Genomic DNA, 26049 nt, shown 5'->3' on the forward strand with positions numbered 1-26049 from the left:
TTAAGTGAAGGTATGACGGCTCATGGGCAAGCTGCGAATCCGCTGGCCTGTCAACGCCGCCACCGCATTCGCCACGGCAGGCGCAACAGCTGGCAGCGGTGGTTCACCGATACCGCCCATTTTTTCCCCGCTCTCGACGATCCGCACGTGCACCCTCGCCATCCGCGCAGGCGGCAGAATCGGGTACAAGTCGTAATTACGGGCGCGGGGTTTGCCATCTATCCACACCGCTTCCTCCACCAAGGTCTGAGACAGACCCAACGCCACCGCGCCATTGACCTGAGCGTCGACAATCGCCGGGTTGACGATGCTGCCAGGGTCAATGGCTTGCCAAATGTCATGCACCTTGACCTGCCCGTTCTCAATTGACACCTCGGCGATCACCGCAGTCTGCGTGCCGAATGGCGACGCCATCGCCACGCCGCGTGCCCGCTTCGTTCCGTCCTCTGCGGTAAACGGCCCACGCTTCCAGCCTCCCGATAAGTCACCTACTGCTTGCAACAATGTTGTAAGACGCTTGTTATCTCGCAGCATGTGTAGGCGCAGCTCGAACGGATCCTTGCCGCCCTTGTCAGCCAACTCGTCAAGGAATGACTCATAGAAAAAATCGTTAAGCGAGTTACCCACTGAACGCCAATACCCCAGCATGGCTGGGCCTTTCACATAAATCTGGGCGATCCGTTTATTAGGGAAAGCGTAAGCCTTGCCGGTCAGCCCCTCAAGTGCAGTAGGGTCGAGCTTTTCACCCTGTTTGCCCGCGATGGCCTCAGTGGGGCCTTCAGTAGCACTGATCGCCTCGATTGCCACAGGCCAGCCGTCATTATCCAGCGCACCGCGAAAGTTAACCGACGCCACAGGGCGAAGCACATCCCGCAGAAACTCCTCTTCACGGCTCCAGATCATTTTGACCGGGCGCCCAACCGCTTTGGCCAGCGTGATGGCCTGCGGATAAGGGCTGGCGGAGTCATAGAGAAAGTGCCGACCAAAGAACCCACCCAGCAATGGCGAGTGCAGGTTAATTTGCGACGGGTCAAGGCCCGTACGTTTGGCAATATCAGCACGGTACATATCAGGCGCCTGATTAGGTAGCCAGATATCAAGAGAACCGTCCGGGTTGAAACGCGCCAATGCGGATGGCGGCTCCAGTTGACCGTGGTTCAGGTACTGGTTGTGATACGTGGCGTCGACACGGTTTTTGGCATCAGCCAGACTCGCGGCGACGTCGCCCTCATTTTCATCATCGCGCACCGGTCCTTTTTCAGCGGCCAGTCGCTTGAAATAGGCATCGCTGGAAAAATCTGCGGGCATTATCCGCACGTTGCTCTCCGGGCCAGGCTCTTGCCAGTCAACTTGAATCGCCTCGACCGCACGTTTTGCGTGCCACCAGCGTTCTGCGACGACAGCAACTGCGCCGGGAAGGCGATGCACAGAATGCACGCCCTTCATGGCCTTCACCTGATCTTCGTTGCGCAGATTGCCCACGGTCATGCCCAAGCGCGGGGCATGCTGGACGGCGGCGTGCAGCATGTCATCGACCTTCAGATCAATGCAGTAGAGCGCCTTGCCAGTGGATTTGTCATAGGCGTCCAAGCGTTTAACCGGCTTGCCGATCCAACGGAACTGGCTCGGGTCCCGGAGCTTAACGCTGGCTGGATCGGGTACCGGCAGATCTAGTGCATGCTCGGCCAACTCACCATAGGCTACCGAACGGCCCGACGCGGCATGCACCACCCGGCCGGGTTCGGTGGTCAATTCGCTCACCGGCACCCCAAGCTTTTGCGCGCCTGCTTGCAGCAGCATGGCGCGGGCAAGGGCGCCAAGGCGGCGCATCACCGGATACCCCATGCGCACCGACATACTGCCACCGGTGATGCGCATCCCATTGGGCAACACCACATAAGCTTCACCCGGCGGCGCGGCTTCGACCAAGAAGGTGTCTGGGTCGGCGTCCAGTTCTTCACCGACAATCTGCGCCATGGCAGTGAAGGTGCCCTGCCCACCTTCCATAAATGGGCACAACAAGCGCACGCGGTTGTCAGGGCGGATCTCAAGAAACGCGGGTACTTGGGTGCCGAGTTCGGCTGGGCCAGAGGCCGTTGCCGCCTGCACCCGGGTAGACCCAAGCGGGAGCCCGAAACCGAGTACCAAGGCACCCACAGCGGTGCCGGTTAGAAAACGCCGACGGGAGACATTAATCGGGTCACTCAGCGTAAACGCAGAGGCCTCAGAGGCAGGATCAATACGCACTTTCATCACGCGTCTCCCTTGCCAGCCAGCTCATGAACGGCGGCATGGATCGCATTGTAAGTGCCGCAGCGACACAGATTGATCATCGCGGCCTCGATCTGTGCATCACTGGGTGTCGGGTTGTGCTTAAGCAGCGCGGTGGCAGCCATGACCTGCCCAGACTGGCAATAACCACACTGGGCAACTTGCTTGTCGATCCACGCGGCTACGACCCGTTTACCCACGTCATCGGCCTCAATGGCCTCGATGGTAGTGACCTCTCGACCGACGACACCTGCCACTGGGGTCACGCACGCGCGCACCACATGGCCGTCCACCAGCACTGAGCAGGCGCCACATTGCGCCAGCCCGCAGCCGTACTTGGTGCCGGTCATGCCCAAGTCATCGCGGATGACCCACAGCAAGGGCGTATCAGCGTCGGCATCGACCTGATAGGTCTTCTGGTTAATTCTTAGTTCCATGGTTCACCTGCTAAATCATCGGTCGATGTGCATTGTTATTAACAGTGGGACGCAGCGAGGCGAATCACCGGCGAAGCGTGTTGTGTGGCTTAGCTGACGGCGCTGTCGCGCAGCGCGCACGTGCTCATCGGACTTTAGTCCGTTGAGCAGGGGTTTTCTATCCACCTCCCTGCAGGTTCATAGGAATAGGCAAGTATTCCAGCGCAATGAACTAGAGCAGAGGCAGACCGACCCGCAGAATGTGTCGAACTGTAACAAGAGAACCTAAAGCCACGGCTTAGTTCAGGTCGCCCAAAAAGCCACAACCTTGTTAAGCCCTGCGGCTCTCTTGCCGGGTGTCCCATCCTTACGTTTACGCAAGACAGGTAGTGTCTATGACCTCTCGTTCAACTCAAAAAAATGGCTGGAGCGCCGTACTGGCCATGTCGTTGGCCGCATTCGCTTTGGTCGCATCAGAATTCATGCCGGTCAGTTTACTGACCCCCATCGCAGCCGAACTGCACATCACCGAAGGTCAGGCAGGCCAAGGCATTTCCGTGTCCGGTGCCTTCGCGCTGATCACCAGCCTATTGATTGCAAAGATCGCCGTTCGCGTGGAGCGCAAAAAGCTGCTGCTGTCTTTAACTGCGCTGATGATCGTGTCAGGCACCGTCGTCGCCCTCGCCCCAGGCTACCCTTCCTTCATGTTTGGGCGTGCCTTGATCGGTATCGCTATCGGTGGTTTCTGGTCATTGTCCGCAGCGACCGCCATGCGCCTGGTGCCGCCTCATCAAGTTTCCAGAGCGCTGGCCATCGTCAATGGCGGTAACGCGCTGGCAACTGTTATCGCAGCCCCAGCTGGCAGTTTTCTGGGCTCGCTGATTGGCTGGCGTGGGGCATTTATGTGCGTAGTGCCCGTCGCAGCGCTTGCGGCGGTATGGCTGCTGATCAGCATGCCGTCCTTTAAAGATGAACGCTCTTCTGGCAGTGGCAACGCTTTACAGCTCATCAAGCGCTTGCCTGTCGCGCTAGGAATGATCGCTGTCAGCGCCTTTTTTATGGGGCAGTTCATGCTATTCACTTACCTGCGCCCATTTCTTGAAGCCGTTACTGGTGTCAGCGTTTCAACCCTGTCACTGATGCTGCTGGGCTTGGGGCTTGCAGGTTTTGTCGGGACGTTTCTGATCGAACGGTTTATCAAAAATGGCCTCTACCTCACGCTAACCGTTATCCCTTTGATAATGGCGGCCATCGCGCTGGCTCTGGTCAACTTCGGCTCATCGACGCTGTTAACCGCCGTACTGCTTGGGCTGTGGGGGCTGGTTGCGACGGCGGCTCCGGTGGGGTGGTGGACGTGGATGGCAAAAACCCTGCCCGATGATGCTGAAGCCGGTGGCGGTTTACTGGTGGCCATTGTCCAACTGGCCATCGCAGGCGGGGCAATCGTTGGCGGCTTGGCATTTGACTTGAGCGGCTATAAAGCGACCTTCGAACTGAGCGCAGCCGTGTTGGTTGCGGGGGCTGCACTCGCTTTGTTAGCAGGTCGCAGTGCAACTCAAGCTCACCGGCCTGAGTCGCGTGCGACAGCCTGAAGGGGTCATAGCCGAGACTTAATAACGCGGGTCGTTTTGCATTAAGCAGGCAACGCAGCGATGGCCTCGATTTCAAACAACATGCCATCCAGGGCCAAACGCGGCACGGGTATTAGGGTACAGGCCGGTGTCGGTGAGTCACCCCATAGCGCTTGCAGTTGCGCCCCAAAAATCCCAAGCCGCGCTTGGCTGTGATCAACGATCAATACCGTCAGTTTGGCCACTTGGCTGACCTCGGCGCCGACTGAATGCAGGGCCACCTGCAAATTGGACAGCGCTTGGCGAACCTGCTCGGCAAAGTCCGCAGACAGCTGGCCATCGGCAGTTTCCCCGCCTTGACCGGCAATAAATACCAGCCGTGCTCCAGCGGCGACCTGTGCTACATGGGAGTAACCGTTGGGGCTAGGATCGTAAAGCCCCGCAGGGTTAGACAAGGTCAGCGTGGTCGGGTGCTTTGACATGAAAATCTCCTGTAAATGTAGCGTCCTGTATTCAGTGGACGGGCAACGCTTTTGGGACAAAATTCTAAATTCACCAAGCCAATGACAGCCGTTCCAGGTACTGGCGTCGAGGCCAAAGTGATTGAGGGCGTCGATATGAGTTGCCATGTGCGCGCACATTAACACCGCCGAGCCGCTTTAACGCACGTGCAGGTTCTTTGGCTCAGTTACCTGCATAGAATAGGTTCGGCAGAATAAATGCTTAATGCCCATAAGAGCTACTGTATTGCCTCCTATTAATGTCGTTGAGAACAAGCTCATGTCGTACGACAACATATAAAAAAGACTCTTTTAACAGACTTTAACAGCTGTAACTTTAGACTTATAAATTCAACTCACGTGAGTTGATTACTAACTCTTATCTGATTGATAAGAAGATTGACTCAGGTTGCAGCGCTAATATCGTTGACATCGGGCGGGCAAGAATTAAGACTCTATTCAGGTTATACGACGACGTATAACTAATAATAAAAAGGTGGTCTTACCTATGCTCCGTTTGCATCTTCTTGCAGCGCGCTCCTATCGGATCAACCGCGTTCTTGCGGCAAAACCTCACGTATCCCCTCTCGCTTATCTGCATCGGGTGCATACATCATGAAAGAACTCCTCAGACTATATTTTCTGACACTCAAAATACTGATCGTTGCATGCTTGGTGTGCATCACGGTGCTGATATTCACTAACGTGGTGTTGCGCTACGGCTTTAATTCGGGCCTGTTCTTCAGTGAGGAGATCTCCAGACTGGCATTTGTCTGGCTGGTCTTCTCCGGGTCTCAGCTCATGCTCCATGAGCACGGTCATATCGGTGTAGATATTCTGACCAGTCGCGCATCGCCCAAACTCGCCAAACACCTCTTGACCCTCACCTACCTGCTCATGTTGTTCGCCACCGGGTTGCTTCTTCAGGGGAGTTGGAAACAGACATTGATCAACCTGCATGTCGGGGCACCTTCCACCGGTATATCAATGGGCTTTTTCTATGGCGCCGGCTTAGTGTTTTCGATTTCGAGCAGCGTTTTATTGTGCGCTCAACTGTTTAAACACTTGGTCACACCGGCGGGTGTAACGCTGTCTTCCAGCGCACACGGGGTACTTAAATAATGGCCCTGAGCGTATTTGTCGGCGTGTTGATGGCCGCCATTTTGGTGGGCGTGCCTATCGCCTACGCGTTGATTCTGTGCGGCGTAGCCCTGATGTGGTTACTCGGCCTGTTCGATGGTCAGATCATCGCGCAAAACATCATTAACTCGGCAGGTAGCTTTCCGCTGCTTGCTATTCCCCTGTTCATCATCGCTGGGGAGGTCATGAACAGCGGCGGCCTCTCCAAGCGCATCATTAACCTAGCCATTTCCTTGGTCGGTCATCTGCGCGGCGGCTTGGGCTACGTCACCATCGTCGCTGGCGTATTGCTTTCCAGCCTGTCAGGTTCAGCCTTGGCTGACGCCGCATCGCTAACGGCACTGCTGCTGCCGATGATGGTCATCGCAGGCTACAACCGTGATCGATCCGGCGGCCTGATCGCCTCGGTATCGGTTCTGGGCTCGATCATTCCTCCCAGTATTGGGTTTGTGGTTCTAGGGGTTGCTTCGGGCCTATCGATTACCAAATTGTTCATGGCCGGCATCGCCCCCGGGTTGATGATTGCCATGGCCCTAGTCATCGCTTGGTGGTTGGTGTCACGCCGCGATAATGATGTGCAACTCAGTCCAAAGGTTTCTGCCAAGGTTCGCTGGAAGGCATTCGTCGACAGCATCTGGGCACTATTGCTGCCGGTCATTATCGTCGCGGGCCTGCGCTTTGGCGTGGTGACGCCCACCGAAGCCGGAGCAGTGGCGAGCGTGTATGCGCTACTGGTATCAGCGCTGATCTACCGCGAACTCAGCCTCAAATCACTCGGTGAGCTGCTACTGCGCGCAGGTAAAACTACCGCTGCCGTCATGTTTCTGGTGGCAGCGGCGTCGATCCCGGCCTGGATGATCACCATTGCTGACATTCCGGGACAAATCATCGACCTGATTCAGCCAGTGATGGACAACCCGAAATTACTGATCGTCGTGTTGATGCTGCTGATTTTAGTGATCTCCATGGTCATGGACCTGACACCCACGGTATTGCTGCTGGCACCGATCCTAGTCCCTGTGGTCACCGCGGCTAATATCGACCCGATCTACTTCGGCGTGCTGTTCATGATCAATTGCTCCATCGGCTTGATAACGCCGCCCGTGGGCACGGTGCTGAACGTGGTGTGTGGTATCGGCAAGATGCGTTACGAAGCCTTGCTCAAAGGTACCTTTCCGTTCCTGATCGCCGAAATTATTGTGCTTTTCCTACTGGTGATATTTCCCGAACTGGTCACCGTACCGGCGCAATGGTTCGCCCACTAAAACAACAAACAAAAAAAGGAATAACCATGAACAAACACCTGAGCGCGATGATTGCACTGCTGCTGGCCAGCAGCATGAGCTTCGCCGCTGACTACAATGCCCGCACTATCAAGTTCGCGGCAACCAGCCCCAAAGGCACACCCCCCGCAATCGGCATGGAGCTGTTCGCTAAAAAGGTTAACGAACGCAGCGGTGGCAAAATTAAAGTTCGCACCTTCCCCAACGGAGTGCTGGGTGGCGACGTGCAAGTGCTCTCCTCGTTGCAGGGTGGTGTGGTGGAAATGATGACCTGGAACGCGGGTCTGATGCTCAATCACGTGACTGACTTCGGCATTCTTGATTTCCCCTTCATCTATACCGACACCGCCAAGGTCGACGCCATGCTCGATGGTGACGTCGGCAAGATGCTGACCGACCAGTTACCTGAGAAGAAACTGGTCGGTCTGGCGTTCTGGGAGCTGGGCGAACGTAACTTGACTAACAACGTGCGCCCAGTACAGACGCTGGAAGACTTTGCCGGTTTAAAGATTCGAGCCCAACAATCGCCCCTGTTCCTCGAAGTGTGGTCAGCACTTGGAGCTAACCCAACACCTCTACCGTTTACTGAAGTACACACCGCACTCGAAACCCACACTGTGGACGGCCAGGAAAACCCTGCGGCCCTGATCCTCGCGTCAAAGTTCAATGAAGTGCAGAAATACCTGAGCCTTACTCGTCACAACTACAACCCGCAGATTGTCCTGATCGGTAAGTCGTTCTGGGACACGTTGAACGAAGACGAGAAAGCACTGTTGACTGAAGTCGCGCAGGAAGTGCGGATTGAACAGCGGCAGATTTCACGAGCCGCTGACTCTAAGGCGATTGCCGATCTTGAAAGCTCAGGCATGAAAGTCAACGAAATCCCCGCAGAAGAGCTTGTGCGCATTCAGCAAAAGGTTAGCCCCGTGGTTGACAAATACGCGGCACAAATCAATCCCGAACTGGTGAAAAAAGTCTACGAGGCCGTGGGTTACCGCCAGGAGTAACGACAGTCGCCACACGCTCGGCCCTGAGCTGAGCGTCGTCTGTCTATCAATCACAAGGAAGCACATCCATGAAAATTTCCGTCGCACAAATACATCCGGTTGCAGGTAATCCTGTACAAACTATTGAGAACGTCGCGGCCTTGTCCCGCCAGGCTGCAGAGAAAGGATCGCGCCTGATCGCCTTTGCCGAGTGCCTGTTAACCGGCGGTGCTTTCGACAGCCGTGAGGAGCTGGAAAAAGGCGCAATCACGCTAGACGCCCTCGCTCCCTTGCTGGAGGTGAGTGCGGAAACCGGGATCCACCTGGTCGTTGGTTTCTACGAGAAGCACGCCAAGTCGATCTTCAACACGGCCGCGCTTATCGGCCCAAAAGGCATTATTGGGCTGCATCGCAAACGTCACTTGCCCTTTATGATCGGTGACCGCTTCACCGACCGTCCTGAGGAATGGGCGCCGCCAGTCTTCGATACCGATATCGGCCGAATCGGCTTGGCAATCTGCTACGAAATCCGCTTCCCTGAAGTCATTCGTTCCTTGGCGCTGGAGGGGGCCGATATTGTAATCCTGCCTGCCGCTTGGCCTGAACAGGCGCGCATGCTCCCGGATATTTTCAGCACCGTACGTGCGGCTGAAAATATCGTCTACTTCGTCGCGCCAAACCGTAATGACATGGACGGTGGCATGCAGTTTATCGGCATGAGCCACATCATCGAACCCTCGGGCAAGACCCTGATCCGCGCTGGCGAGGACGACGGCATTTTCAGCGTCGATATCGACCTGGCTAAAGCACGTGACAAGTCGTTGATCCGCGATCCCGGCGTGTTCGAGATTCACCCCTTCCGCGACCGGCTACCAGAAACGTATCGCCTCTGAAGCCCCCATCACAGATAACGCAGGGTCAGGTAATTGCAATGCACACAAAAAACGCCTCACTGAAACACTCAATGGCCGCTGGACCGACATTCGGGATGAACATCTACAGCACCTCGTGTATGGCCATTGAAGTCGCGGGCAACTGGGGGCTGGACTTTGTTTTTATCGACGCAGAACACACTGCGCTGGGCGTCGATAGAGATATGGAGAAGTTGATACTGGCGGCCAATCACGCTGGCATCCATAGCTTAGTGCGCGTGCGTGGGACCCTTGAATGGGATATTCGTAAAGCCCTGGAAATGGGGGCCTCGGGGGTCATCGTGCCGCAAGTGCATAACGCCGCGCAGATGCGCGAGATCATCCGCTGTAGCAAATTCCCACCGTTGGGGCGCCGCGGCGGTGACAGCTCGGTTCGCTCAGCGAACTTCGCAGGTCCGGGATTTGACTGGACCCAGTACACCCAGACAGAAAATGCCCGTAGCGTGATAGTGCCCATGGCTGAAAGCTTTGAGTTCTTCGACAACATTGATGAAATTCTCGATGTCGAAGGCATTGATGCTGTGCATTTCGGGCCAGCCGATTACTCGCTGTCACGGCATTTGCCGGTGGACTATCGACTGAGTAATCCGGAAGTTCAGGATCGTCTCGCGTTATTGATTGAAAAATGTCATCAGCGATCAATTCAGGTCATGGTGCCCTGCTTTCCGGCAGACGCCGAAACGTGCGATACACTTTTGAAACTAGGCGGCGACATGTTGTTGATGGGCAGCGATCTCTCATGGCTGAACAGGGCCGGACAACAAATAGCCGAGATTCAAAAGTTAGTACAGACCTGACAACCCTTGCCGTAAGTCTATAAGTACCCACACGCGACTAAAGGCCGAAGTATTTCTTCGGCCTTTAGTGCACTGTCTGTCAGCCGTTAGTTCACTAAAAAGTTCTGACGCAACAAAGTTGCGCGGGTGAGTGCCACTAACTCATCAAGTTGCACATCAGGCCGCTCCGTTACATAACACAAACAAAACTTCGCCGATTCAATGGGAGGCGTACAGGGTAATATTTTCAGTAAATCCACCGCCAACATATCCCGAATCAGTGGCACCGGCAGAATACCGATCGCGTAACCGGAAGCTATCATCTTGGCGATAAACGCTAGGGAGTTACTGGAATGAAATGCCGCCGACACATTCCCCCCCTCTTTCAACCAGCGCTCTACTACCGAATACAACGTCGAAGGCGCGGAATGAGTCACGATCGGATGAGCGTAAGCATGTTCCGGTAGGAAAGCGTCGCTTTCAATGTCTAAGTGCGCAGCGGCCACCCATTGGAAAGTCATCCACCCTAGAAAGATATCAGTCACTTCATCTTTAGTGGTTGGATTGGTTAGAAGCGCCAAGTCCAGCTCGTGATCGTTGAGTTTCTGATTCAGCACTGCTCCGACATCAATAGTGATTTCAAGGATGATTTCCGGAAAGTGCGCTTTGAACTCGGCAATGACCGCCGTCAACCCGACCATCGCCGAACACTCATCAGCGCCAAGGCGCAGCCTGCGATTGTGTTTTTGCTTGGCCGCAAACTGCTCCAGCTTAACGCTGTTATTAAGCGCCAACTCTGCATGTTGCAGAGCGATCAAACCATCGGCGGTAATGACCATCCTCTGTTTGCTGCGATCAAACAGTTTCACGCTTAATAAAGACTCCATCTCTCGAATACGTGAAGAGATGGCAGGTTGGGTTAGATGAAGATGTCGAGACGCGGCGTGCACGCCCCCTAATCGGGCAGTCCAATAGAATGCCTCAATCTGCATTAGAGTAATTCGCATGATAAAAATTGTCCCGGGCTGGTCTCGTTGATTTTTATTATCGCGCCATAATCCTGCTTGTTAGGATGCGCTCAATCTATCAGACATTCATCCAAAACAAGAAAAGCCAAGCATGTATATTATTGAAGCGTTACCGCAGCAAGTCGCCAACGAAGCACTTTCAGTGCTTATTGCTGCCGAGCCAGCAACCCTTGGACATTTCATCACTAAGGGTATTTTAAGTACGCGAATTAAAGCCCACTTCCAAGATGTTCGGGCGGTGGGTACTGCCATTACCGTAAGAATGCCCGGTGCTGACGGCGGCATCCTGCACTACGCCATGGGTTGCGCCAGGCCCGGGGATTTCCTAGTAGTGGACCGCTGCGCAGAACAGGTCACCGCGGCCATGGGCGGCGCAATGGCCTACGCGGCCAAGCAGGCAGGCATCGCCGGGATCATCATTGATGGTTTTGTCACTGACTTGGGCGAGTTGCGAGAGCATGCAGTACCTATCTGGTCCTGGGGCGCCAGCGCGATTACCACTAGGGTCAAGGGTGAAGAAGGCGAGTTTTGTACGACGATCAATTGCGGCGGTGTGGTGGTTCACCCCGGTGATGCCGTGGTCGCCGATGAAAACGGCATTGTGATCTTGCCATCCGAGCAACTGCTCGCTTTGGCTCAACGCGCAATCGAATATCAGGAAAATGAAAAAATCACCTTGGCGCGCTTGGCAAACGGCGAGAAATTCCCCGATGTCGTAGGCTCCAGATCCATCATTGACGCGGCCATTCAAGACCGCACTTGACCACAAAACTACCCGATCATCACGCTCTTTCGTTTCTGCCATGTAGCCCCTCATAAAAAAACTAAAGGACTACCATGAAACCTCATCAGTTTGGACGCTGGACCCTTGCCACGCTCAGTGGCCTGCTCACCTGCGTTGCCTTGGCAGAGAGCGTGCCCCCCATGCACTTCAATGTGATTGGCGGTGGCAGCCATAACTACACCTACCGTTCGGTAGAACTGCCGTTCTGGAACAGCACACTGCCTGACAGTTCGGGTGGAATGCTGACTGCCCGTGTCAGAGGTCTTTCAGAGAGTGGCCTAAAAGGCCCCGAGATGGTGCGTTTGATACGCTCTGGGGCAGTGGAAATAGGTATGGGAGTGTTCGCTTTTGTCGCTGGTGACGACCCCTTCTTCGAAGGTATCGATCTACCCGGCATGGCGGCAGATATCGACACTGCCCATCGTGTCTCGAGCGCATTCAAACCGGTGCTGTCGCAACGCATGGCTGAGCACCATGGCATAAAGCTTTTAGCGACCATCCCCTATACCGCACAGGTGTTCTTTTGTCGCTCGCCAGTGTCGTCGCTAGAAGACCTGAAAGGCCGCAAGATTCGCGTACGTGGGCGCAATATGTCGGACATGGTCAAGGCACTGGGTGGCTCGCCCATGACGTTGCCGTTCGCCGAAGTCATCACCGCCATGCAAACTGGCGTGATTGACTGCGCCGTCACCGGCATTGGCTCAGGCAATGCAGCGCGGTGGTACGACGTCGCCAACCATCTCTACAACCTGCCAGTTGACTGGTCGATCGGTTTTTATGCCATCGGCCTCAAACGTTGGCAGGCCTTCCCGGAGCCGGTTCAACGGCTACTCGAAGAGCACTCGCGTGTACTGGAAGACCGAGCTTGGGAAGAAACTGCGAAAGAAAATCGCTTTGCCCTAGCCTGCAATATTGGGACTCCTGACTGCCAGATTCATCACCCCGCACAGATGCAAGTTCACACCCCGACAACCGCCGAGCGACAAGCGCTACAGCAGGCTGTGCTCAGCATCGCCAACCGCTGGGGAGAACGTTGCGGTGCGCACTGCGTCGAGCGTTGGAACGCCACCGCTGGCGCGGCTTTGGGTGTAAACCTGCAAACCCCCTGACAGGTTTCGTCGAACCGAACGCATTGCATGTTGAACTCATACCGCTCGCGGAGAACGCTTCAATGAAATCGGCTGAATCTTCTGCTATCAGGCTTGTAAACACGGTTGCCCGGCTCAGTGCCTGGTTAGGCGGTATTGCGCTAATGGGCAGCGCATTGATGATTAGCATTGACTTGATCCTGCGCAAGACGCTCGGCGTATCCATGGGCGGTGCCGATGAGATCGCCGGTTATGTCCTCGCCATCGTCAGTGCCTGGGCATTTCCCATCGCCTTGTTAAAGCGCTCACACATTCGGGTGGATATTCTCTACTCGCGCCTGTCGCCCAAAAGACGGATCGCGCTGGACTTGCTGGCCTTGGCCTGTATGGCCATATTCGTCTTCACCTTGCTGTTCCACACGGGCGGCGTGCTGTGGAACTCCATCGAGTACCGATCAGTTTCAACGTCGCCACTACAGATCCCGCAGTGGCTGCCACAGTCTTTGTGGTTTGCAGGCTATGTTTTTTTTGCCGTGACCCTTGTGGTGTTGACCTGCACCAGCTTGAGCCGTTTGCGTCAGCGGCAGTGGGCGTCGATCAGCGCGCTCATCGGGATCAACTCCGTCGAAGAGGACATTCAAGAGGAAACCTACCGCCCAGCACCGGGCTTCAAGACTTCGTCAGACACTGGAGAGCGCTAGATGCTGGCCTTTACTCTTTTTACTTTGTTGGCTCTGCTGGGTCTGAGCGTTGCTGCTGCAGTCAGCGTCGGGTTACTGGGTATGTCACTGTCAGCGTTTTTTTCGACGCTGCCCCTGAGCAGCGCCATGGGCGAAATCGCCTGGAGCACAAGCGCCGAATTTCTGTTGGTCGCTATTCCGCTGTACATCCTGATGGGTGAACTGCTGGTCTGTTCAGGCGTGGCCGGGCGCATGTATGGTGCCGTCGCGAAGTGGTTGTCGTGGCTACCCGGAGGCTTGATGAACGCCAATGTTGGCGCCAGCGCGTTGTTTTCGGCCACCAGCGGTTCCAGTGTCGCGACCGCCGCCACCATCTCGACCCTTGCCCTGCCGGAGCAGGAACGCAAGGGCTACCCGGCCCCGATGTTTCTCGGTTCGATAGCCGCGGGTGGCACGTTGGGCATTTTGATTCCACCGTCGATCAATATGATTCTATTCGCCCTGATCGCCAACCTGTCCGTCCCTAAGCTGTACTTGGCGGCGACCATTCCTGGGATTCTGCTGAGTTTCATGTTCGTGGCAATGATTGTCCTCACCTGCTTGATCCGTCCCGAACTGGGCGGCAAAAAGGAGCATTGCACGTGGGCTGAGCGACGGGCCAGTCTTCCCGACCTGTTGCCGCCCTTGGCGATTTTTACCTTGGTAGTCGGGGCGATTTACAGCGGCTTCGCGACGGCCAGTGAGTCGGCGGCATTAGGCGTGATAGCTGCATTCGGCTTGGGCCTGTGGCGTCGTGCATTTACTTGGCAAAGCTTGGGCCAAGCGTTTGAATCGACCCTGCGCACCACCGGGATGATTCTGTTTATTACCTTGTCGGCGTTCTTTCTGAATTTCGTGTTGTCGTCCATCGGATTGACCTCAACCCTTGTGAGTTTTGTCACCGAACTCAACATGTCGCCCATGGGCACGTTGCTGGCAATCATTGTGTTCTACATCGTTCTGGGCTGCTTTATGGACACCTTGGCCATGTTAATCACCACCGCGCCATTGGTAGTACCGGTCATCGTCGCACTGGGCTTTGATCCTTTGTGGTTTGGCGTGATCCTTATCGTCTTGTGCGAAATGGGCCAAATCACCCCACCATTTGGGATGAACCTGTTCGTGGTGCAGAGCATCCGCAACAAAGGTAATTTCCTCGATGTGGTCTACGGAGCGTTGCCTTTTTGCGCAGTATTACTGCTGTTGATCGCTCTCTTGATCGTGTTTCCCCAGATCGCACTTTGGCTTCCAACATTGGCCTGAGTCCCGCAGCTCACAAGATCCGTGCGTGAAAAGCAAAGGCCTGGCAGAGCGCTCCGCCAGATGTTCACACCGGTCTAAGGTTAGAAGGTACGGGGCGCTCGTTGGCTGCATTGACATGAATATCTCCAGTAAAAGTGGCGTGCTGTACTCAGTGCGCGGGCACGTCTTGGCGTTGGTAATCGCGCTTCACGCCCGACTCCAAAACGCTTCGGCTGATTGACTCAGTGTTGTTTTAGGGCGGGTTAGGTGAATTTCCAGCGGGATATCCCAGCTTTCATCGAGGGCTCTGACTAAGCGCCCGTCGAGGATTTCTTGCTCGGTCAGGCTTTTGGGCAACCACGCCACGCCTTTGCTCTCCAGCGCCATGGACATCAGCACCGCTGCAAGGTGGCTGCTAAACAAGGGTTTGAGGTGAAGGTAATCCTCCTTGCCGCGCAACCTATGGGCGACGATGCGACCCAACCCTGATTCATGGGTATACGCCAAGTAAGGCAATGCCGCAGCCGAGGTGCCGAACGGTGTGTGAGCACTGGCAAGCGGCACCAACACATCTTCGCCCACCGGCTTGCTAATGAACTGATCGGGTGCCAATAGCGGCGGCACATCGGGATGACGGTGACACAGCAAAAATTGAATTTGGCCATGAATCAGCATCTGCTCACAGACCGCCATGCTGCCTGAGTGCAGTTGCACAGATTCAATAGGCGCACCGTTTTCCGAGCTACGCAGCCACTTAGGGAAAAAGGTAAACGACAGCGAGTGAGTGGCGGCAAATTGCAGCGATCTGGCAGCGATTCCGGCGACTTCTTGGGCTTCATTGCGCATTCTGTAGAGCTGCCTGGCAGCCTCTTGGGCGCTGGGTAATATCTGCCGGCCTGCCTCAGTCAGCGTGGCGCCTTGAGGGGTGCGCACAAATAACTCGACTCCCATCCAATTTTCCAGTGAACGGACTCTGCGGCTAAAGGCTGGCTGCGTCACATGTCGCGCCTCTGCCGCCCGTACAAAACTGCCGTATTCGGCAAGCGCCGACAGGTCTTCTAACCAAACCAGTTCCAAAGGCCATGCCTCCTGTGCATAGGGTGCGGCATTAATAGCATTGGGCGAGTCATCGGGCAAAGCATAACGTGCCCTCACACACAACAAGAGGGACCCGTCATGCGCATCGTCGATATCCGTGAAAAAACCGTTTCCATTGCCTCCCCGATTGCCAACGCCTACATCGACTTCTCGAAAATGACCTGCTCGGTGGTGGCGGTCGTCACCGATGTAATTCGTGATGGCAAGCCAGTGATTGGTTATGGCTTCAATTCAAACGGCCGTTACGGCCAAGGCGCGCTGATGCGTGATCGCTTTTTGGCGCGTGTCAGCGAAGCGGATCCCGACACTCTCATCGACCATGAGAACAACAACTTAGACCCGTTCGCCATCTGGAAAACCCTGATGACCAACGAAAAGCCAGGCGGGCACGGTGAGCGCTCGGTCGCCGTCGGTACCCTCGACATGGCGGTGTGGGACGCCGTGGCCAAGATCGAAGGCAAACCGCTGTATCGTCTGCTGGCCGATCGCTATCGCGGCGGCGTGGCGGATGACAAAGTCTGGGTCTACGCAGCAGGCGGCTATTACTACCCCGGCAAAGATCAAACCAAACTTAAAGCCGAAATGCAGAGCTATTTGGACCGTGGCTACGACGTGGTCAAGATGAAGATTGGCGCGGTACCTCTGGACGAAGACATTCGCCGTATCGAAGCCGTGCTTGAGGTGGTCGGTGATGGTCGTCGGTTGGCGGTGGACGCCAATGGTCGTTTCGATCTCAAGACCGGTATTGCTTACGCCGAAGCTATTAAAAAGTACAACCTCTTCTGGTACGAAGAAGTGGGCGACCCGCTGGACTACGCGCTGCAAGCCGAACTTGCCAACCACTATGAACTGCCCATGGCGACCGGAGAAAACCTGTTCTCGCATCAGGACGCGCGCAACCTTCTGCGCCACGGCGGCATGCGTCCTGATCGTGACTACCTTCAGTTTGATTGCGCACTGTCTTACGGACTGGTGGAGTACATGCGCACGCTCAAGGTGATGGAAGAAATGGGCTGGTCCTCACGCCGCGTCGTGCCGCACGGCGGCCACCAGATGTCCCTGAATATCGCGGCGGGTCTGCACTTGGGCGGCAACGAATCGTACCCCGATGTGTTCCAGCCGTTTGGCGGCTTTGCGGACGGTATCCACGTCGAAAATGGCTATGTCGGTCTGCCGAACATTCCTGGGGTGGGCTTTGAAGCCAAGTCCGCTTTGTACGCCGTTATGCGTGAGCTGGGCGAAGGCTGATCAGCTTCGATCTGCGGCCGCTATCAATGGGGCCGCAGATACAGGCGTGCACCACTGACGCCTCCCACATGCCCATCACAACAATAATATGAGGTGCTCCCGTGGAAATTTCGAAGTCCCGCTGGTATAGCCAGCTGTATGTGCAAGTGCTGATCGGCATCGTGATGGGTGCCGCCATCGGTTATTTCATGCCGGATATAGGCGCTAAGCTCCAACCTTTCGCCGATGGCTTTATCAAGCTGATCAAGATGCTCTTGGCACCCATTATTTTCGGGACGGTGGTGGTCGGTATCGCGAAAATGGGCAGCATTAAAGAGGTCGGACGCATTGGTGTAAAAGCGCTGATTTACTTTGAGATTCTCTCAACCATCGCCCTGGTTGTCGGCCTGATCGTGGTCAATGTCGTCAAGCCTGGCGAGGGTATGAATATTAACCCCAGCGCGCTGGATGCCAGTGCTATCAACAAGTACAGCCAAGCAGCCACGGAACAAGGCGGCACCATTGATTTCTTTCTTAACATCATCCCTCACACCTTCGTTGGTGCCTTTTCCAATGGCGTCATGCTCCAGGTCATTCTGCTGTCGGTGCTGATGGGTGTTGCACTGGTTCAAATGGGCGAAACCAGCAAACCACTGATCAACACCATCGACTTGTTCCTTCAGGGTCTGTTCAAGATCGTGGCAATGGTGATGCGCTTGGCTCCGATTGGTGCTGGTGCTGGCATGGCCTTTACCATCGGCAAATACGGGATCGGCACCTTACTGTCACTCGGCCAGTTGCTGATTGCGCTCTATATCACCACCTTGATTTTCATTGTGGTGGTGCTGGGGGCCGTGGCGCGTTGGTCGGGCATGCCACTGATGCATTTTCTACGCTACTTCAAGGATGAAATTTTAATCACCCTGGGCACTTGCTCGACCGAAGCGGTGTTGCCACGCATGATGGTGAAGCTTGAAAAGCTCGGCTGCAAAAAATCGGTGGTGGGCATGGTCTTGCCCACGGGGTACACCTTTAATGCAGACGGCACCTGCATCTACCTCACCATGGCGGCTATTTTTATCGCCCAAGCGACCAATACACCGCTGACCTTTATGGATCAAATGATTCTGTTGGGCGTATTCCTGCTGACCTCCAAGGGCTCGGCTGGCGTAGCGGGTGCGGGGTTTGTAACGCTGGCGGCGACGTTGACCACCATCCACTCAATACCGCTGGTGGGTCTGGTATTGCTGTTGGGCATCGACCGTTTTCTCAACGAAGCGCGGGCCGTGACAAACCTGATTGGCAATGGTATAGGCACCATCGCCATTGCCAAGTGGGACAACTCATTCGATGTTCAAGCGTGCGAACGGGAAATCGCTGCCATGAAGCACGAAAAGGCACAAAGGAAGGCATTACTGGCGCAAAAATAACGTCTGAACGATCCTGCCGACACTGACCCTGCGGGGGCTGCGTATTACCGCAGCCCCCTTTGCCGTTGTATAGCGCTGCCGACCCAGCGACAATGCGGGCTCCGTAATCGCAAAACCCTTTGATGCAGAGTCGCATGACGTCTACCTGCTTTGAACGCTTTGCATGAGTGACCCGCTCCGGCCGAAAAGACTCCTCACCATGACCAAACGCTATGCAACTCTCGACGATGTGGCCAAGGCCGCAGGACTGTCCCGCGCCCAAGTGTCACGAGCGTTAAGTGGTAAGCCTGGGGTGTTGCCTCAAACCTTAGAGCGCATACAAGCTGTGGCCGCGCAGTTGGATTACAAGCCCAACTTGGCCGCACGCAGCTTGGTGTCCGCACGCTCCTCGATTGTCGGGCTGGTCATTGGCGACCCCAATAACCCTTTTCATATTCAGTTGGCGCAAGCAGTCGATCAGCATTTGAGCGCGGCGGGCTTCGACCCAGTGGTGTCATTGCGGGCCGTGTACATCGGCAGCAAACGTATCAACCACCCGCGAGTGACGACGATTGCCGTGGACGACGAGACTGCCGTGCGCATGGCCATCACGCATCTGATCAACCTTGGGCATCGACACATCGCGCATTTGGGCGGCGGCAGCGAAGCCTCGGCACGCCAGCGCACTCAGGTGTATTGCAAAACCATGCGTGAGGCCGGTCTTAAACCGCGCTTCTTTAGGGGCAGCCACGATGCAGCATCAGGTCGACGCGGGGTCGACCTGTTGTTTGCCGAAGGCCCGGCACCCACCGCAATCTTCGCCTCCAACGACTTTATTGCGCTGGGGGTTATGGACAGGCTCAAGGGCATGGGCCTGTCGGTGCCTGAAGACGTATCGGTGGTTGGCTTCGACGATGTCCCCGCCGCGGCCAGTGAAGTGTTTTCCTTGTCCACCTTGCGTCAAGACACCGATCAACAAGCGCGGACCGCCGTGGCAGCCCTAGTGACGTTGATCAACAACCCTAACACCGAGTCGACGCGCAAGGTGATGCCAGTGGAGCTAATCCTCAGGCGCTCATCGGCGGCCCCCAAGCGCAGCGCCGATTAACCACTGGGCTTACAACATACGTATTCATTTGACGCGGCAAAACGCCACATCTACCATCCGCCCCGTCAGTGACCTCAGCGGCTCCTCTCCCCTGGACGTTTGAGCGAGCTGTTTTTTTTGCAACACCAATGGAAGCGCTTCCATTGCACATTTCAGCGCCACTTTTGGCACAGGCTGGATCAATTGGACCAAGGAAATTGAGATGAAAAGGCGGAGTGTTCTTAAAGCGGGCTTGGTGCTGGTGGCAACCAGCGCCTTGGCCGCGGTGTATCGACCGGCTGGGGCCGCGTTGCGCGTATTCAACGGAGGCAACCGCTGGCATGCCAAGGAAACCCTGCCGCCTGTACCGGTAGACGCCAGCCAACGGATGTTTCTCACCGACAAGGAATTTGCCCAGATCAAGGCCATCTTTGATCGCTTGATCCCCGCCGATGACTTGAGCATGAGCGCCTCCGAGGCGGGCTGTGTGGTGTTCGTCGACCACCAATTGGCCGGTGACTATGGCAAAGGCACGTGGCGCTACCTAACCGGCCCGGAACAAAAAGGCACTGTGTCGCAAGGCGATCAGTCACTCGACGGCCCAGCCGATCTGTACCGCAAAGGCTTGGCGGAGTTGGACGACTACTGCCAGCGTGAGTTGAACGCTCCGTTCGAAGCATTGAGCGCCGATCAACAAGACACCCTGCTCGAACACATGGAAGCTGGCCATGTGGCATTAGCCTCCGTGCCCTCACAAGTGCTGTTCAAGCAAATGCTTGCCAACGTTCAAGAAGGCTTCTTCGCAGACCCGCTCTACGGCGGCAATAAAGACATGGTCGGCTGGAAAATGATCGGCTTCCCCGGCTCGCGTTATGACTACCGCGACTACGTCGAGCAGCGCGGGCAAAAGCTTGAGATCACACCGGTGAGCATCATCGGTCGCTTTTAACCTGTCACTAAAAAAACTAAACGCCGCCAAGGCGTAGCCTGATTTGGAAGTAAACATGACCTATACACGACCAAAAGCCGATGTCGTCATCGTCGGCCTAGGGTGGGCTGGCTCTTTAATGGCCGAGGAACTCACCCGCGCAGGGCTCAATACGGTAGCCATAGAGCGTGGCGTCTGGGAAGAAGCCAATAAAAACTACCCGCCCAGCATTGCTGCCGACGAACTGCGTTACGGGGCCCGCCGCGAAGCGCTAAAGCCACCTAGCGTAGAAACCCTGACTTTTCGCAACAACCCTCGCCAGACCGCATTGCCGGGCCGAGATTTTAATATCTGGCAGATGGGCTTCAGTGTGGGTGGCGCAGGCAAACACTGGGCGGCCAATGCTTGGCGCTTCAACCCCTCAGATTTCATCATGGCCACACGGGTCAAAGAGCGTTATCACAACATGCCGCTCGCTGATGGTCTGATCGTTCAGGATTGGGGCGTGACCTATGACGATCTAGAGGCGCATTACGACCGCTGGGAAAAAATTGCCGGGATCGCAGGCAAGGCTGGGGTCATCAACGGTCAAGCACAAGCAGGTGGCAACCCCTTCGAAGGCTCGCGCACCGATGAATACCCGACACCGGCCATGGCACGCTCGCATTGGAATGAAAAATTCCGCGAGACCACCGAAAAGATGGGCCTGCACCCCTTCCCTATTCCGGCAGGTACCCTTGGTGCGCCTTATACCAACCCGTTGGGCATCAACTTGGCGCCGTGTACTTACTGCGGATTCTGTGGGTTCTACGGCTGCGGCAACTGGTCTAAATCCTCGCCCAATGCCTGCGTGATCCCAGCCTTGGTGATGCGCAAAAACTTTACCCTGCTCACAGAATGCACCGTCCTCAAAGCAGAGAAAGCACCGGACGGTAAGACAGTGACCGGGGTCACGTTCAAGGACTCAGACGGTAATGTGGGCTTCCAGCCTGCTGACATCGTGGTCTTCTCTGCTTATCAACTGGACAACGTGCGCCTGCTGTTGCTCTCGCAAATCGGCACGCCGTATGACCCGGCAACGCGTACCGGCACCGTTGGCCGCGGTTACAACTACCAGACCATGTCCTACGGGTTCCTGTATTACCAAAATGAGCAGATGAACCCGTTCATTTCCACCGGTGCGCTATCAACTCAGATCGATGACTTCAACGGCGACAATTTCGATCACACCGGGCTTGGTTTTATTGGTGGCGCGGGTATTCAGGCGCTCTCCGACCAAGGCACGCCCATCAGCATGACCGACCGCGTGCCAACCGGAACCAAACTCTGGGGCTCGCAGTGGAAAAAAGCCTTCCAGCAGAGCTACCAAAACTACGCCAAGATCCAAGGTCAAGGCACCTCCTACTCGCACGTTGACGCGTACCTCTCACTCGATCCGACTTACAAGGACAGTAACGGTCAGCCCTTACTGCGCATGACGTTCGACTACAACGACAACGACCGGCGTATGTCGACCTTCGTCAAAGGCAAAATCGAAGACATCTGCCAACAGAGCGGCGCGAAATCCTGGGAAACAGTGTCCTTCCCAGACCAAGCTAACTCGCCCATGCGCGGCTACGACAGCTCGCACACCATTGGCGGTGCGGTGATGGGCCTTGATCCCGCCACCTCGGTACTCAACCGCTACCAGCAATGCTGGGACGTCCACAATCTGTTCGTCTGCGGTGCCTCGTCATACCCCAACAACGGTGGCTACAACCCTACCGGCACACTCAGCGCCCTAACGCTGTGGACGGCCAAAGCCATCATCAATGACTACATCCGCCAGCCTGGCTTGCTGACACGATAAGGAGATCGCAATGAGCACGTTAAAGACAGTTGCGGCTGCCGTCATTGCCTGCGCGGTAGTGGGTGGCGTGGGCTTTATTGCCTTTGCCGAGTACGGCCAGCACAAAAACTTTGCGTCGATCAGCGCCAAGGTGGATAGCGCCGACCCGGCCCAAGTCAAGCGCGGCCAGTACGTTGCGATCACCAGCGATTGTGTCGCGTGCCATACCGTGCCTGGCGGTCAACCGTATGCCGGGGGCTACGCGCTGCAAACGCCTTTTGGCACGATCAAAGCGTCCAACATCACCCAAGACACCGAGACGGGAATTGGCGGCTGGAGCCTGGATCAATTTGACAAGGCGGTACGCCATGGCATCGGTACTCACGGCTATCTATACCCCGCCATGCCTTATACCGCTTACACCAAGATGAGCGACCAAGATGTGGCTGATTTATATGCCTACATCAGCACCCTTGCTCCGGTTAAACACAAGGTCGTGGAGAACGAACTGCCATTCCCGTTCAACCAGCGCATGCTGCTGGCGGGCTGGAATCTGTTGTTTTTCAAAGATGAACCGTTCATTGCCACATCGGGCACCCCGCCACAGGTCGCACGCGGTGACTATCTGGTCAACGGCCCTGGGCACTGCGCAGCCTGCCATACCGCGAAAAACCTACTGGGCGGTGACGTTGCCGAGGCGTTGCAAGGCGGTACATTACAGGGCTGGCACGCTCCCGATCTCACCTCCAACCCGCATACCGGGCTTGGCAAGTGGAGTGACGAGGACGTCATAAGCTACCTCAAGACCGGCAGCAGTCGTCAGTCGGTCGCTTCCGGCCCAATGCTTGAGGCGGTGGAGAACTCCACCCAGCATATGAATGATCAAGACTTGCAAGCGATCACCGCGTACTTGAAAACCCTGCCATCGGGCAAGGCCGAAGTGCCGGTTGCGGTGGCTGCCAGCGACCCGCAGATGATTCAAGGCAAGCGCGTGTTCGAGAGCCAGTGCGAGGCGTGCCACGTGTCCAGTGGTGCGGGTGTGCGACGCATGATTCCCGAGTTACGCGGCAATGCGCAGGTTAACGCCAAGGATCCGGCCAGCCTGCTCAACGTGGTGCTGATGGGAGCCGATGCGCCGCTCACGGCAGGTAACCCAACCGGCGCAGGCATGCCGCGTTTCGATTGGAAGCTGGCCGATGAAGACATTGCTGCGGTGCAGACCTACATTCGCAATAGCTGGGGTAACAGCGCTGCAAAAGTAACGGCTGAACAGGTCAAGGCAGCACGTGCCGAAGTGGGTGCCAAGCCTTGGCTTGGGCACTGAATGAGGCCGTCAGCCGCGCTTAAAAACGCGGTACTGGCTAGCCGTTGAGGTCTGGCGGAGCGCTCCGCCAGACGTTCACACCGGTGTAAGGTTAAAAGTCCACCGACGCAGAAAGCTCAACGGTACGGGGCGCTCCCAAGCCCAAGCTGGACAGCAGCGGTGTGCCCCAATAAGCCTTGTTGGTCACGTTGGTGATATTACCGCGCAAGGTAACCGGGCGACTGGCGAAATGGGTGGCATAGCGTGCGCCCACGTCATAAATCGTGTGCCCAGGTATCGACTGCGCGTTATCGGCGCTGATGTACTGCTGGGACACGGAGGTTGCATTGCCGGTTAAGGTCAAACCGTCGAGGATGGGCGTGTCCCATTCCATACCCAGCTTGCCCTGCAACTTGGGCAAGCCGGTGGCGGTTTTGCCTTGGTTGACCCCGCCTGCGGTCTTCGTCAGCTTCGGGTCAACATGCGCTACGCCGCCCATGAGCCGCACGTTGTCCAACGGCGAGCCGAAAAAAGCCCACTCGATTCCACGGTTACGCTGCTCCCCACCAAAAGAAAAGACGTTGGTGTCGGGATCGGTGTAGCTGCTCGGACGTTTGATTTCATACAGGCTGAGGGTGTGGGAGAAGTCACCCAGGTCGACCTTCATACCGAGCTCTTTCTGCTTGGATTTATAAGGTGCAAACACATCCCCCGCATTCGCTGCGGTCATCGGCGCGGTAGCCCCTTTGCTCAAGCCTTCGATGTAGTTGGCGTACAACGAAACGTTGTCGGTGACTTTGACCAGTAATGCCGCAGCGGGTGTTGTCGCCGCTTCGTCATAGCGGCCAGTTCGCGCGCCGGTGCTAACGCTAAACGTGTCGGTCAGCACTTGCTGACGACGCACGCCAAGGGTCAACTGCACTCGATCCTCAAACACCGATAAGGTGTCCGCTACGCCATAACTGGTCAGGCGGGTTTCGGAGTGGGCAATGTACGGGAAGCTCTTGTCCGCTGTCGGGCCCCACACCGGGTGGTAGATATTGGTGGTCCAATCTGCACCCGGAACTTGCCGGCGTCCGAAGTCCTTCTGGGTATCCCCATAGTGCGTGGCATTGACCGACCACTGATGCTTGATCCCAGCGGTCTGGAAATGACCCTTCAAGCCCGCTTCGCCCGAGGTTTTCTCCAACTCCATCTTCAATTGGCCCATCGTGGTCTTGAAGTCGCCAGCTTCGTTGAACACGGTGGCCAACATGGTGCCGCTGTAGACGTAGCGGGTCCGGCTGCTGCCATAGGCGGCATACGCCATGAGGTTGTCATTGAGGTCGTACTCACCGCGCACAATCGCCCCTCGGTCCTTGGTTTGCACATAGGCCCAGTCCGGGTTTAACAGCGTGTCGGATTTCGGTGGCTTGGGCACTGATACGCCGGAAGCCAAGTTGATACCGCGGTTTTGTCCGCGAACACGGTCATCACTTTCATACAGATCGGCCGACAGACGAGCACGCTCACCGCGCCAGTCAAGACCGAGCGATGTCAGTTCGGCCTTCTGCTTTTGATCATTGACGGCGCCGTCGCCATCCCGGTAAACGCCGTTAAAACGAACACCGAATTGCTGATCCTCACCAAAACGTCGACCCACGTCCACGTGCCCACCGAACTGCGCATCGGACATGTAAGTTCCGGTAAAGCGCGTGAGTGGCTGATCACCCGCCCGCTTGGGCACCAGGTTGACAGTCCCTCCAACTGAACCACCCGGCGGCATGCCATTGAGCAAAGCCGAGGGGCCTTTTAGCACCTCAATGCGCTCGTACATTTCTGGCGAAATTCGGTAGTACGGCGCTACGCCATATAACCCGCCAATGGTCACGTCGCTGATGTTGCTGGCGAAGCCACGAATGGAATAGTTCTCGCTAAACGTACCGGTTAGGCCGTTGCTGAACACCGAAGGGTCGGTTGCCGCGATGACTTGGGTAATATTTTGTGCCTGCAAGTCGGCGATGTATTTTTCCGTGTAACTGACGGTGCTGAACGGTGTGTCCATGAAGTCCATATTGCCCAGCAAACCGACGCGGCTGCCGTAAGCAACTTGCCCACCTGCATAACTGGGAGGCAGCTCGGACGGTAGATCCATTTCGCCTTCCACTCTAGTTTCGGGGAGGGTCGAGACGGTCTTTTCTTCGGTGTCCATGCTCTGGGCATAGGCTGGCAAACCGCTCACGGTCAGCGCCATGCCGAGCAGCACTCTGTGTACGGCGTTGGCGGTGCGGTTCAAGGCAAAATCTGCGCGGGGTTGCGCATTGCAGGTTGGAAAGTGGCGTTTACGCACGCTAAGGCTCCGTTCAACTGGGTAGTTGCTGGTTGTTAATCTGAATGCAAAGGGTGTTTTTAATGAGAATCACTAGACGTTAAATATGTGCTTGGGCAAAGCCT

At 56.1% G+C, this 26049-nt stretch carries 22 protein-coding genes; 16 read left to right on the plus strand and 6 right to left on the minus strand.

Going from position 1 to position 26049, the window contains the following annotated elements:
* Entirely contained in the window at positions 1-2253 is a 2253-nt protein-coding gene (locus tag AQS70_RS11675) for a xanthine dehydrogenase family protein molybdopterin-binding subunit (RefSeq protein WP_055102929.1), read from the minus strand.
* Positions 2253-2708 carry a (2Fe-2S)-binding protein gene (locus tag AQS70_RS11680; RefSeq protein WP_055102930.1) on the minus strand — a complete coding sequence of 152 codons (456 nt, stop codon included), beginning with the start codon at positions 2706-2708 and terminating at the stop codon, positions 2253-2255. The genes AQS70_RS11675 and AQS70_RS11680 overlap by 1 nt, the downstream gene beginning before the upstream one ends.
* A 374-nt stretch (positions 2709-3082) precedes the next feature.
* On the opposite strand from AQS70_RS11680, the gene AQS70_RS11685 reads away from it, so the two are divergent.
* Complete coding sequence (locus AQS70_RS11685; protein WP_055102931.1) at positions 3083-4279, plus strand: MFS transporter; 1197 nt, start codon at positions 3083-3085, stop codon at positions 4277-4279.
* A gap of 41 nt (positions 4280-4320) precedes the next feature.
* Here the strand turns inward: AQS70_RS11685 and AQS70_RS11690 are convergent, their stop codons facing one another.
* Positions 4321-4740 (minus strand): RidA family protein, encoded by a 420-nt coding sequence (locus AQS70_RS11690; protein ID WP_055102932.1) that lies wholly within the window; start codon positions 4738-4740, stop codon positions 4321-4323.
* Between the two features lie 633 nt (positions 4741-5373).
* On the opposite strand from AQS70_RS11690, the gene AQS70_RS11695 reads away from it, so the two are divergent.
* The 5 genes from AQS70_RS11695 (at position 5374) to AQS70_RS11715 (ending at position 9896) form a co-directional block, all read left to right on the plus strand.
* Positions 5374-5880, plus strand: a complete 507-nt coding sequence (locus tag AQS70_RS11695; RefSeq protein ID WP_055102933.1) for a TRAP transporter small permease — start codon at positions 5374-5376, stop codon at positions 5878-5880.
* Positions 5880-7163 carry a TRAP transporter large permease subunit gene (locus AQS70_RS11700; RefSeq protein ID WP_055102934.1) on the plus strand — a complete coding sequence of 428 codons (1284 nt, stop codon included), beginning with the start codon at positions 5880-5882 and terminating at the stop codon, positions 7161-7163. The genes AQS70_RS11695 and AQS70_RS11700 overlap by 1 nt, the downstream gene beginning before the upstream one ends.
* 26 nt (positions 7164-7189) lie before the next feature.
* Positions 7190-8188: a TRAP transporter substrate-binding protein gene (locus AQS70_RS11705; protein ID WP_055102935.1), complete on the plus strand. Its 999-nt coding sequence runs from the start codon at positions 7190-7192 to the stop codon at positions 8186-8188.
* Between the two features lie 68 nt (positions 8189-8256).
* A complete protein-coding gene (locus AQS70_RS11710; protein ID WP_055102936.1) occupies positions 8257-9060 on the plus strand; it encodes a carbon-nitrogen hydrolase family protein in 804 nt (267 codons plus the stop codon).
* A gap of 38 nt (positions 9061-9098) precedes the next feature.
* Positions 9099-9896, plus strand: a complete 798-nt coding sequence (locus AQS70_RS11715; protein WP_055102937.1) for an HpcH/HpaI aldolase family protein — start codon at positions 9099-9101, stop codon at positions 9894-9896.
* An 86-nt stretch (positions 9897-9982) separates the two neighbouring features.
* Here AQS70_RS11715 and AQS70_RS11720 read toward each other — a convergent pair whose 3' ends face one another.
* Positions 9983-10882: a LysR family transcriptional regulator gene (locus AQS70_RS11720; protein WP_055102938.1), complete on the minus strand. Its 900-nt coding sequence runs from the start codon at positions 10880-10882 to the stop codon at positions 9983-9985.
* Between the two features lie 112 nt (positions 10883-10994).
* Here AQS70_RS11720 and AQS70_RS11725 point away from each other — a divergent pair, with 112 nt between their 5' ends.
* The 4 genes from AQS70_RS11725 (at position 10995) to AQS70_RS11740 (ending at position 14757) form a co-directional block, all read left to right on the plus strand.
* Entirely contained in the window at positions 10995-11666 is a 672-nt protein-coding gene (locus tag AQS70_RS11725; RefSeq protein ID WP_055102939.1) for an RraA family protein, read from the plus strand.
* Positions 11667-11740: 74 nt separating this feature from the next.
* Positions 11741-12796: a TRAP transporter substrate-binding protein gene (locus tag AQS70_RS11730; protein ID WP_082428092.1), complete on the plus strand. Its 1056-nt coding sequence runs from the start codon at positions 11741-11743 to the stop codon at positions 12794-12796.
* Between the two features lie 62 nt (positions 12797-12858).
* On the plus strand, positions 12859-13476 hold the full coding sequence (locus tag AQS70_RS11735; RefSeq protein WP_055102940.1) for a TRAP transporter small permease subunit: 618 nt from the start codon (positions 12859-12861) through the stop codon (positions 13474-13476).
* Positions 13477-14757 (plus strand): TRAP transporter large permease, encoded by a 1281-nt coding sequence (locus tag AQS70_RS11740; RefSeq protein WP_055102941.1) that lies wholly within the window; start codon positions 13477-13479, stop codon positions 14755-14757.
* A 186-nt stretch (positions 14758-14943) separates the two neighbouring features.
* Here AQS70_RS11740 and AQS70_RS11745 read toward each other — a convergent pair whose 3' ends face one another.
* Positions 14944-15813 carry a LysR family transcriptional regulator gene (locus AQS70_RS11745; RefSeq protein WP_055102942.1) on the minus strand — a complete coding sequence of 290 codons (870 nt, stop codon included), beginning with the start codon at positions 15811-15813 and terminating at the stop codon, positions 14944-14946.
* A 99-nt stretch (positions 15814-15912) separates the two neighbouring features.
* Between AQS70_RS11745 and AQS70_RS11750 the strand changes: the two genes are divergently transcribed.
* The 6 genes from AQS70_RS11750 (at position 15913) to AQS70_RS11775 (ending at position 23637) form a co-directional block, all read left to right on the plus strand.
* Positions 15913-17082: a mandelate racemase/muconate lactonizing enzyme family protein gene (locus AQS70_RS11750; protein ID WP_055102943.1), complete on the plus strand. Its 1170-nt coding sequence runs from the start codon at positions 15913-15915 to the stop codon at positions 17080-17082.
* A gap of 101 nt (positions 17083-17183) precedes the next feature.
* Entirely contained in the window at positions 17184-18491 is a 1308-nt protein-coding gene (gene dctA, locus AQS70_RS11755; RefSeq protein ID WP_055102944.1) for a C4-dicarboxylate transporter DctA, read from the plus strand.
* Positions 18492-18690: 199 nt separating this feature from the next.
* Positions 18691-19578: a LacI family DNA-binding transcriptional regulator gene (locus tag AQS70_RS11760; RefSeq protein ID WP_055102945.1), complete on the plus strand. Its 888-nt coding sequence runs from the start codon at positions 18691-18693 to the stop codon at positions 19576-19578.
* Between the two features lie 202 nt (positions 19579-19780).
* A complete protein-coding gene (locus tag AQS70_RS11765) occupies positions 19781-20506 on the plus strand; it encodes a gluconate 2-dehydrogenase subunit 3 family protein (protein ID WP_055102946.1) in 726 nt (241 codons plus the stop codon).
* Positions 20507-20561: 55 nt separating this feature from the next.
* A complete protein-coding gene (locus AQS70_RS11770) occupies positions 20562-22334 on the plus strand; it encodes a GMC family oxidoreductase (protein ID WP_055102947.1) in 1773 nt (590 codons plus the stop codon).
* A gap of 10 nt (positions 22335-22344) precedes the next feature.
* A complete protein-coding gene (locus AQS70_RS11775) occupies positions 22345-23637 on the plus strand; it encodes a c-type cytochrome (protein ID WP_055102948.1) in 1293 nt (430 codons plus the stop codon).
* A gap of 91 nt (positions 23638-23728) precedes the next feature.
* Here the strand turns inward: AQS70_RS11775 and AQS70_RS11780 are convergent, their stop codons facing one another.
* Positions 23729-25945 (minus strand): TonB-dependent receptor, encoded by a 2217-nt coding sequence (locus tag AQS70_RS11780; RefSeq protein ID WP_055102949.1) that lies wholly within the window; start codon positions 25943-25945, stop codon positions 23729-23731.
* Positions 25946-26049 lie beyond the last annotated feature (104 nt).

Source organism: Pseudomonas endophytica (assembly GCF_001411475.1).
Lineage (GTDB): Bacteria > Pseudomonadota > Gammaproteobacteria > Pseudomonadales > Pseudomonadaceae > Aquipseudomonas > Aquipseudomonas endophytica.

Bases quoted from the DNA above. Each gene is read 5' to 3' on its own strand.
- AQS70_RS11675 (WP_055102929.1), bottom strand. From the start codon at position 2,253: ATGAAAGTGCGTATTGATCCTGCCTCTGAGGCCTCTGCGTTTACGCTG.
- AQS70_RS11680 (WP_055102930.1), bottom strand. From the start codon at position 2,708: ATGGAACTAAGAATTAACCAGAAGACCTATCAGGTCGATGCCGACGCT.
- AQS70_RS11685 (WP_055102931.1), top strand. From the start codon at position 3,083: ATGACCTCTCGTTCAACTCAAAAAAATGGCTGGAGCGCCGTACTGGCC.
- AQS70_RS11690 (WP_055102932.1), bottom strand. From the start codon at position 4,740: ATGTCAAAGCACCCGACCACGCTGACCTTGTCTAACCCTGCGGGGCTT.
- AQS70_RS11695 (WP_055102933.1), top strand. From the start codon at position 5,374: ATGAAAGAACTCCTCAGACTATATTTTCTGACACTCAAAATACTGATC.
- AQS70_RS11700 (WP_055102934.1), top strand. From the start codon at position 5,880: ATGGCCCTGAGCGTATTTGTCGGCGTGTTGATGGCCGCCATTTTGGTG.
- AQS70_RS11705 (WP_055102935.1), top strand. From the start codon at position 7,190: ATGAACAAACACCTGAGCGCGATGATTGCACTGCTGCTGGCCAGCAGC.
- AQS70_RS11710 (WP_055102936.1), top strand. From the start codon at position 8,257: ATGAAAATTTCCGTCGCACAAATACATCCGGTTGCAGGTAATCCTGTA.
- AQS70_RS11715 (WP_055102937.1), top strand. From the start codon at position 9,099: ATGCACACAAAAAACGCCTCACTGAAACACTCAATGGCCGCTGGACCG.
- AQS70_RS11720 (WP_055102938.1), bottom strand. From the start codon at position 10,882: ATGCGAATTACTCTAATGCAGATTGAGGCATTCTATTGGACTGCCCGA.
- AQS70_RS11725 (WP_055102939.1), top strand. From the start codon at position 10,995: ATGTATATTATTGAAGCGTTACCGCAGCAAGTCGCCAACGAAGCACTT.
- AQS70_RS11730 (WP_082428092.1), top strand. From the start codon at position 11,741: ATGAAACCTCATCAGTTTGGACGCTGGACCCTTGCCACGCTCAGTGGC.
- AQS70_RS11735 (WP_055102940.1), top strand. From the start codon at position 12,859: ATGAAATCGGCTGAATCTTCTGCTATCAGGCTTGTAAACACGGTTGCC.
- AQS70_RS11740 (WP_055102941.1), top strand. From the start codon at position 13,477: ATGCTGGCCTTTACTCTTTTTACTTTGTTGGCTCTGCTGGGTCTGAGC.
- AQS70_RS11750 (WP_055102943.1), top strand. From the start codon at position 15,913: ATGCGCATCGTCGATATCCGTGAAAAAACCGTTTCCATTGCCTCCCCG.
- AQS70_RS11760 (WP_055102945.1), top strand. From the start codon at position 18,691: ATGACCAAACGCTATGCAACTCTCGACGATGTGGCCAAGGCCGCAGGA.
- AQS70_RS11765 (WP_055102946.1), top strand. From the start codon at position 19,781: ATGAAAAGGCGGAGTGTTCTTAAAGCGGGCTTGGTGCTGGTGGCAACC.
- AQS70_RS11770 (WP_055102947.1), top strand. From the start codon at position 20,562: ATGACCTATACACGACCAAAAGCCGATGTCGTCATCGTCGGCCTAGGG.
- AQS70_RS11775 (WP_055102948.1), top strand. From the start codon at position 22,345: ATGAGCACGTTAAAGACAGTTGCGGCTGCCGTCATTGCCTGCGCGGTA.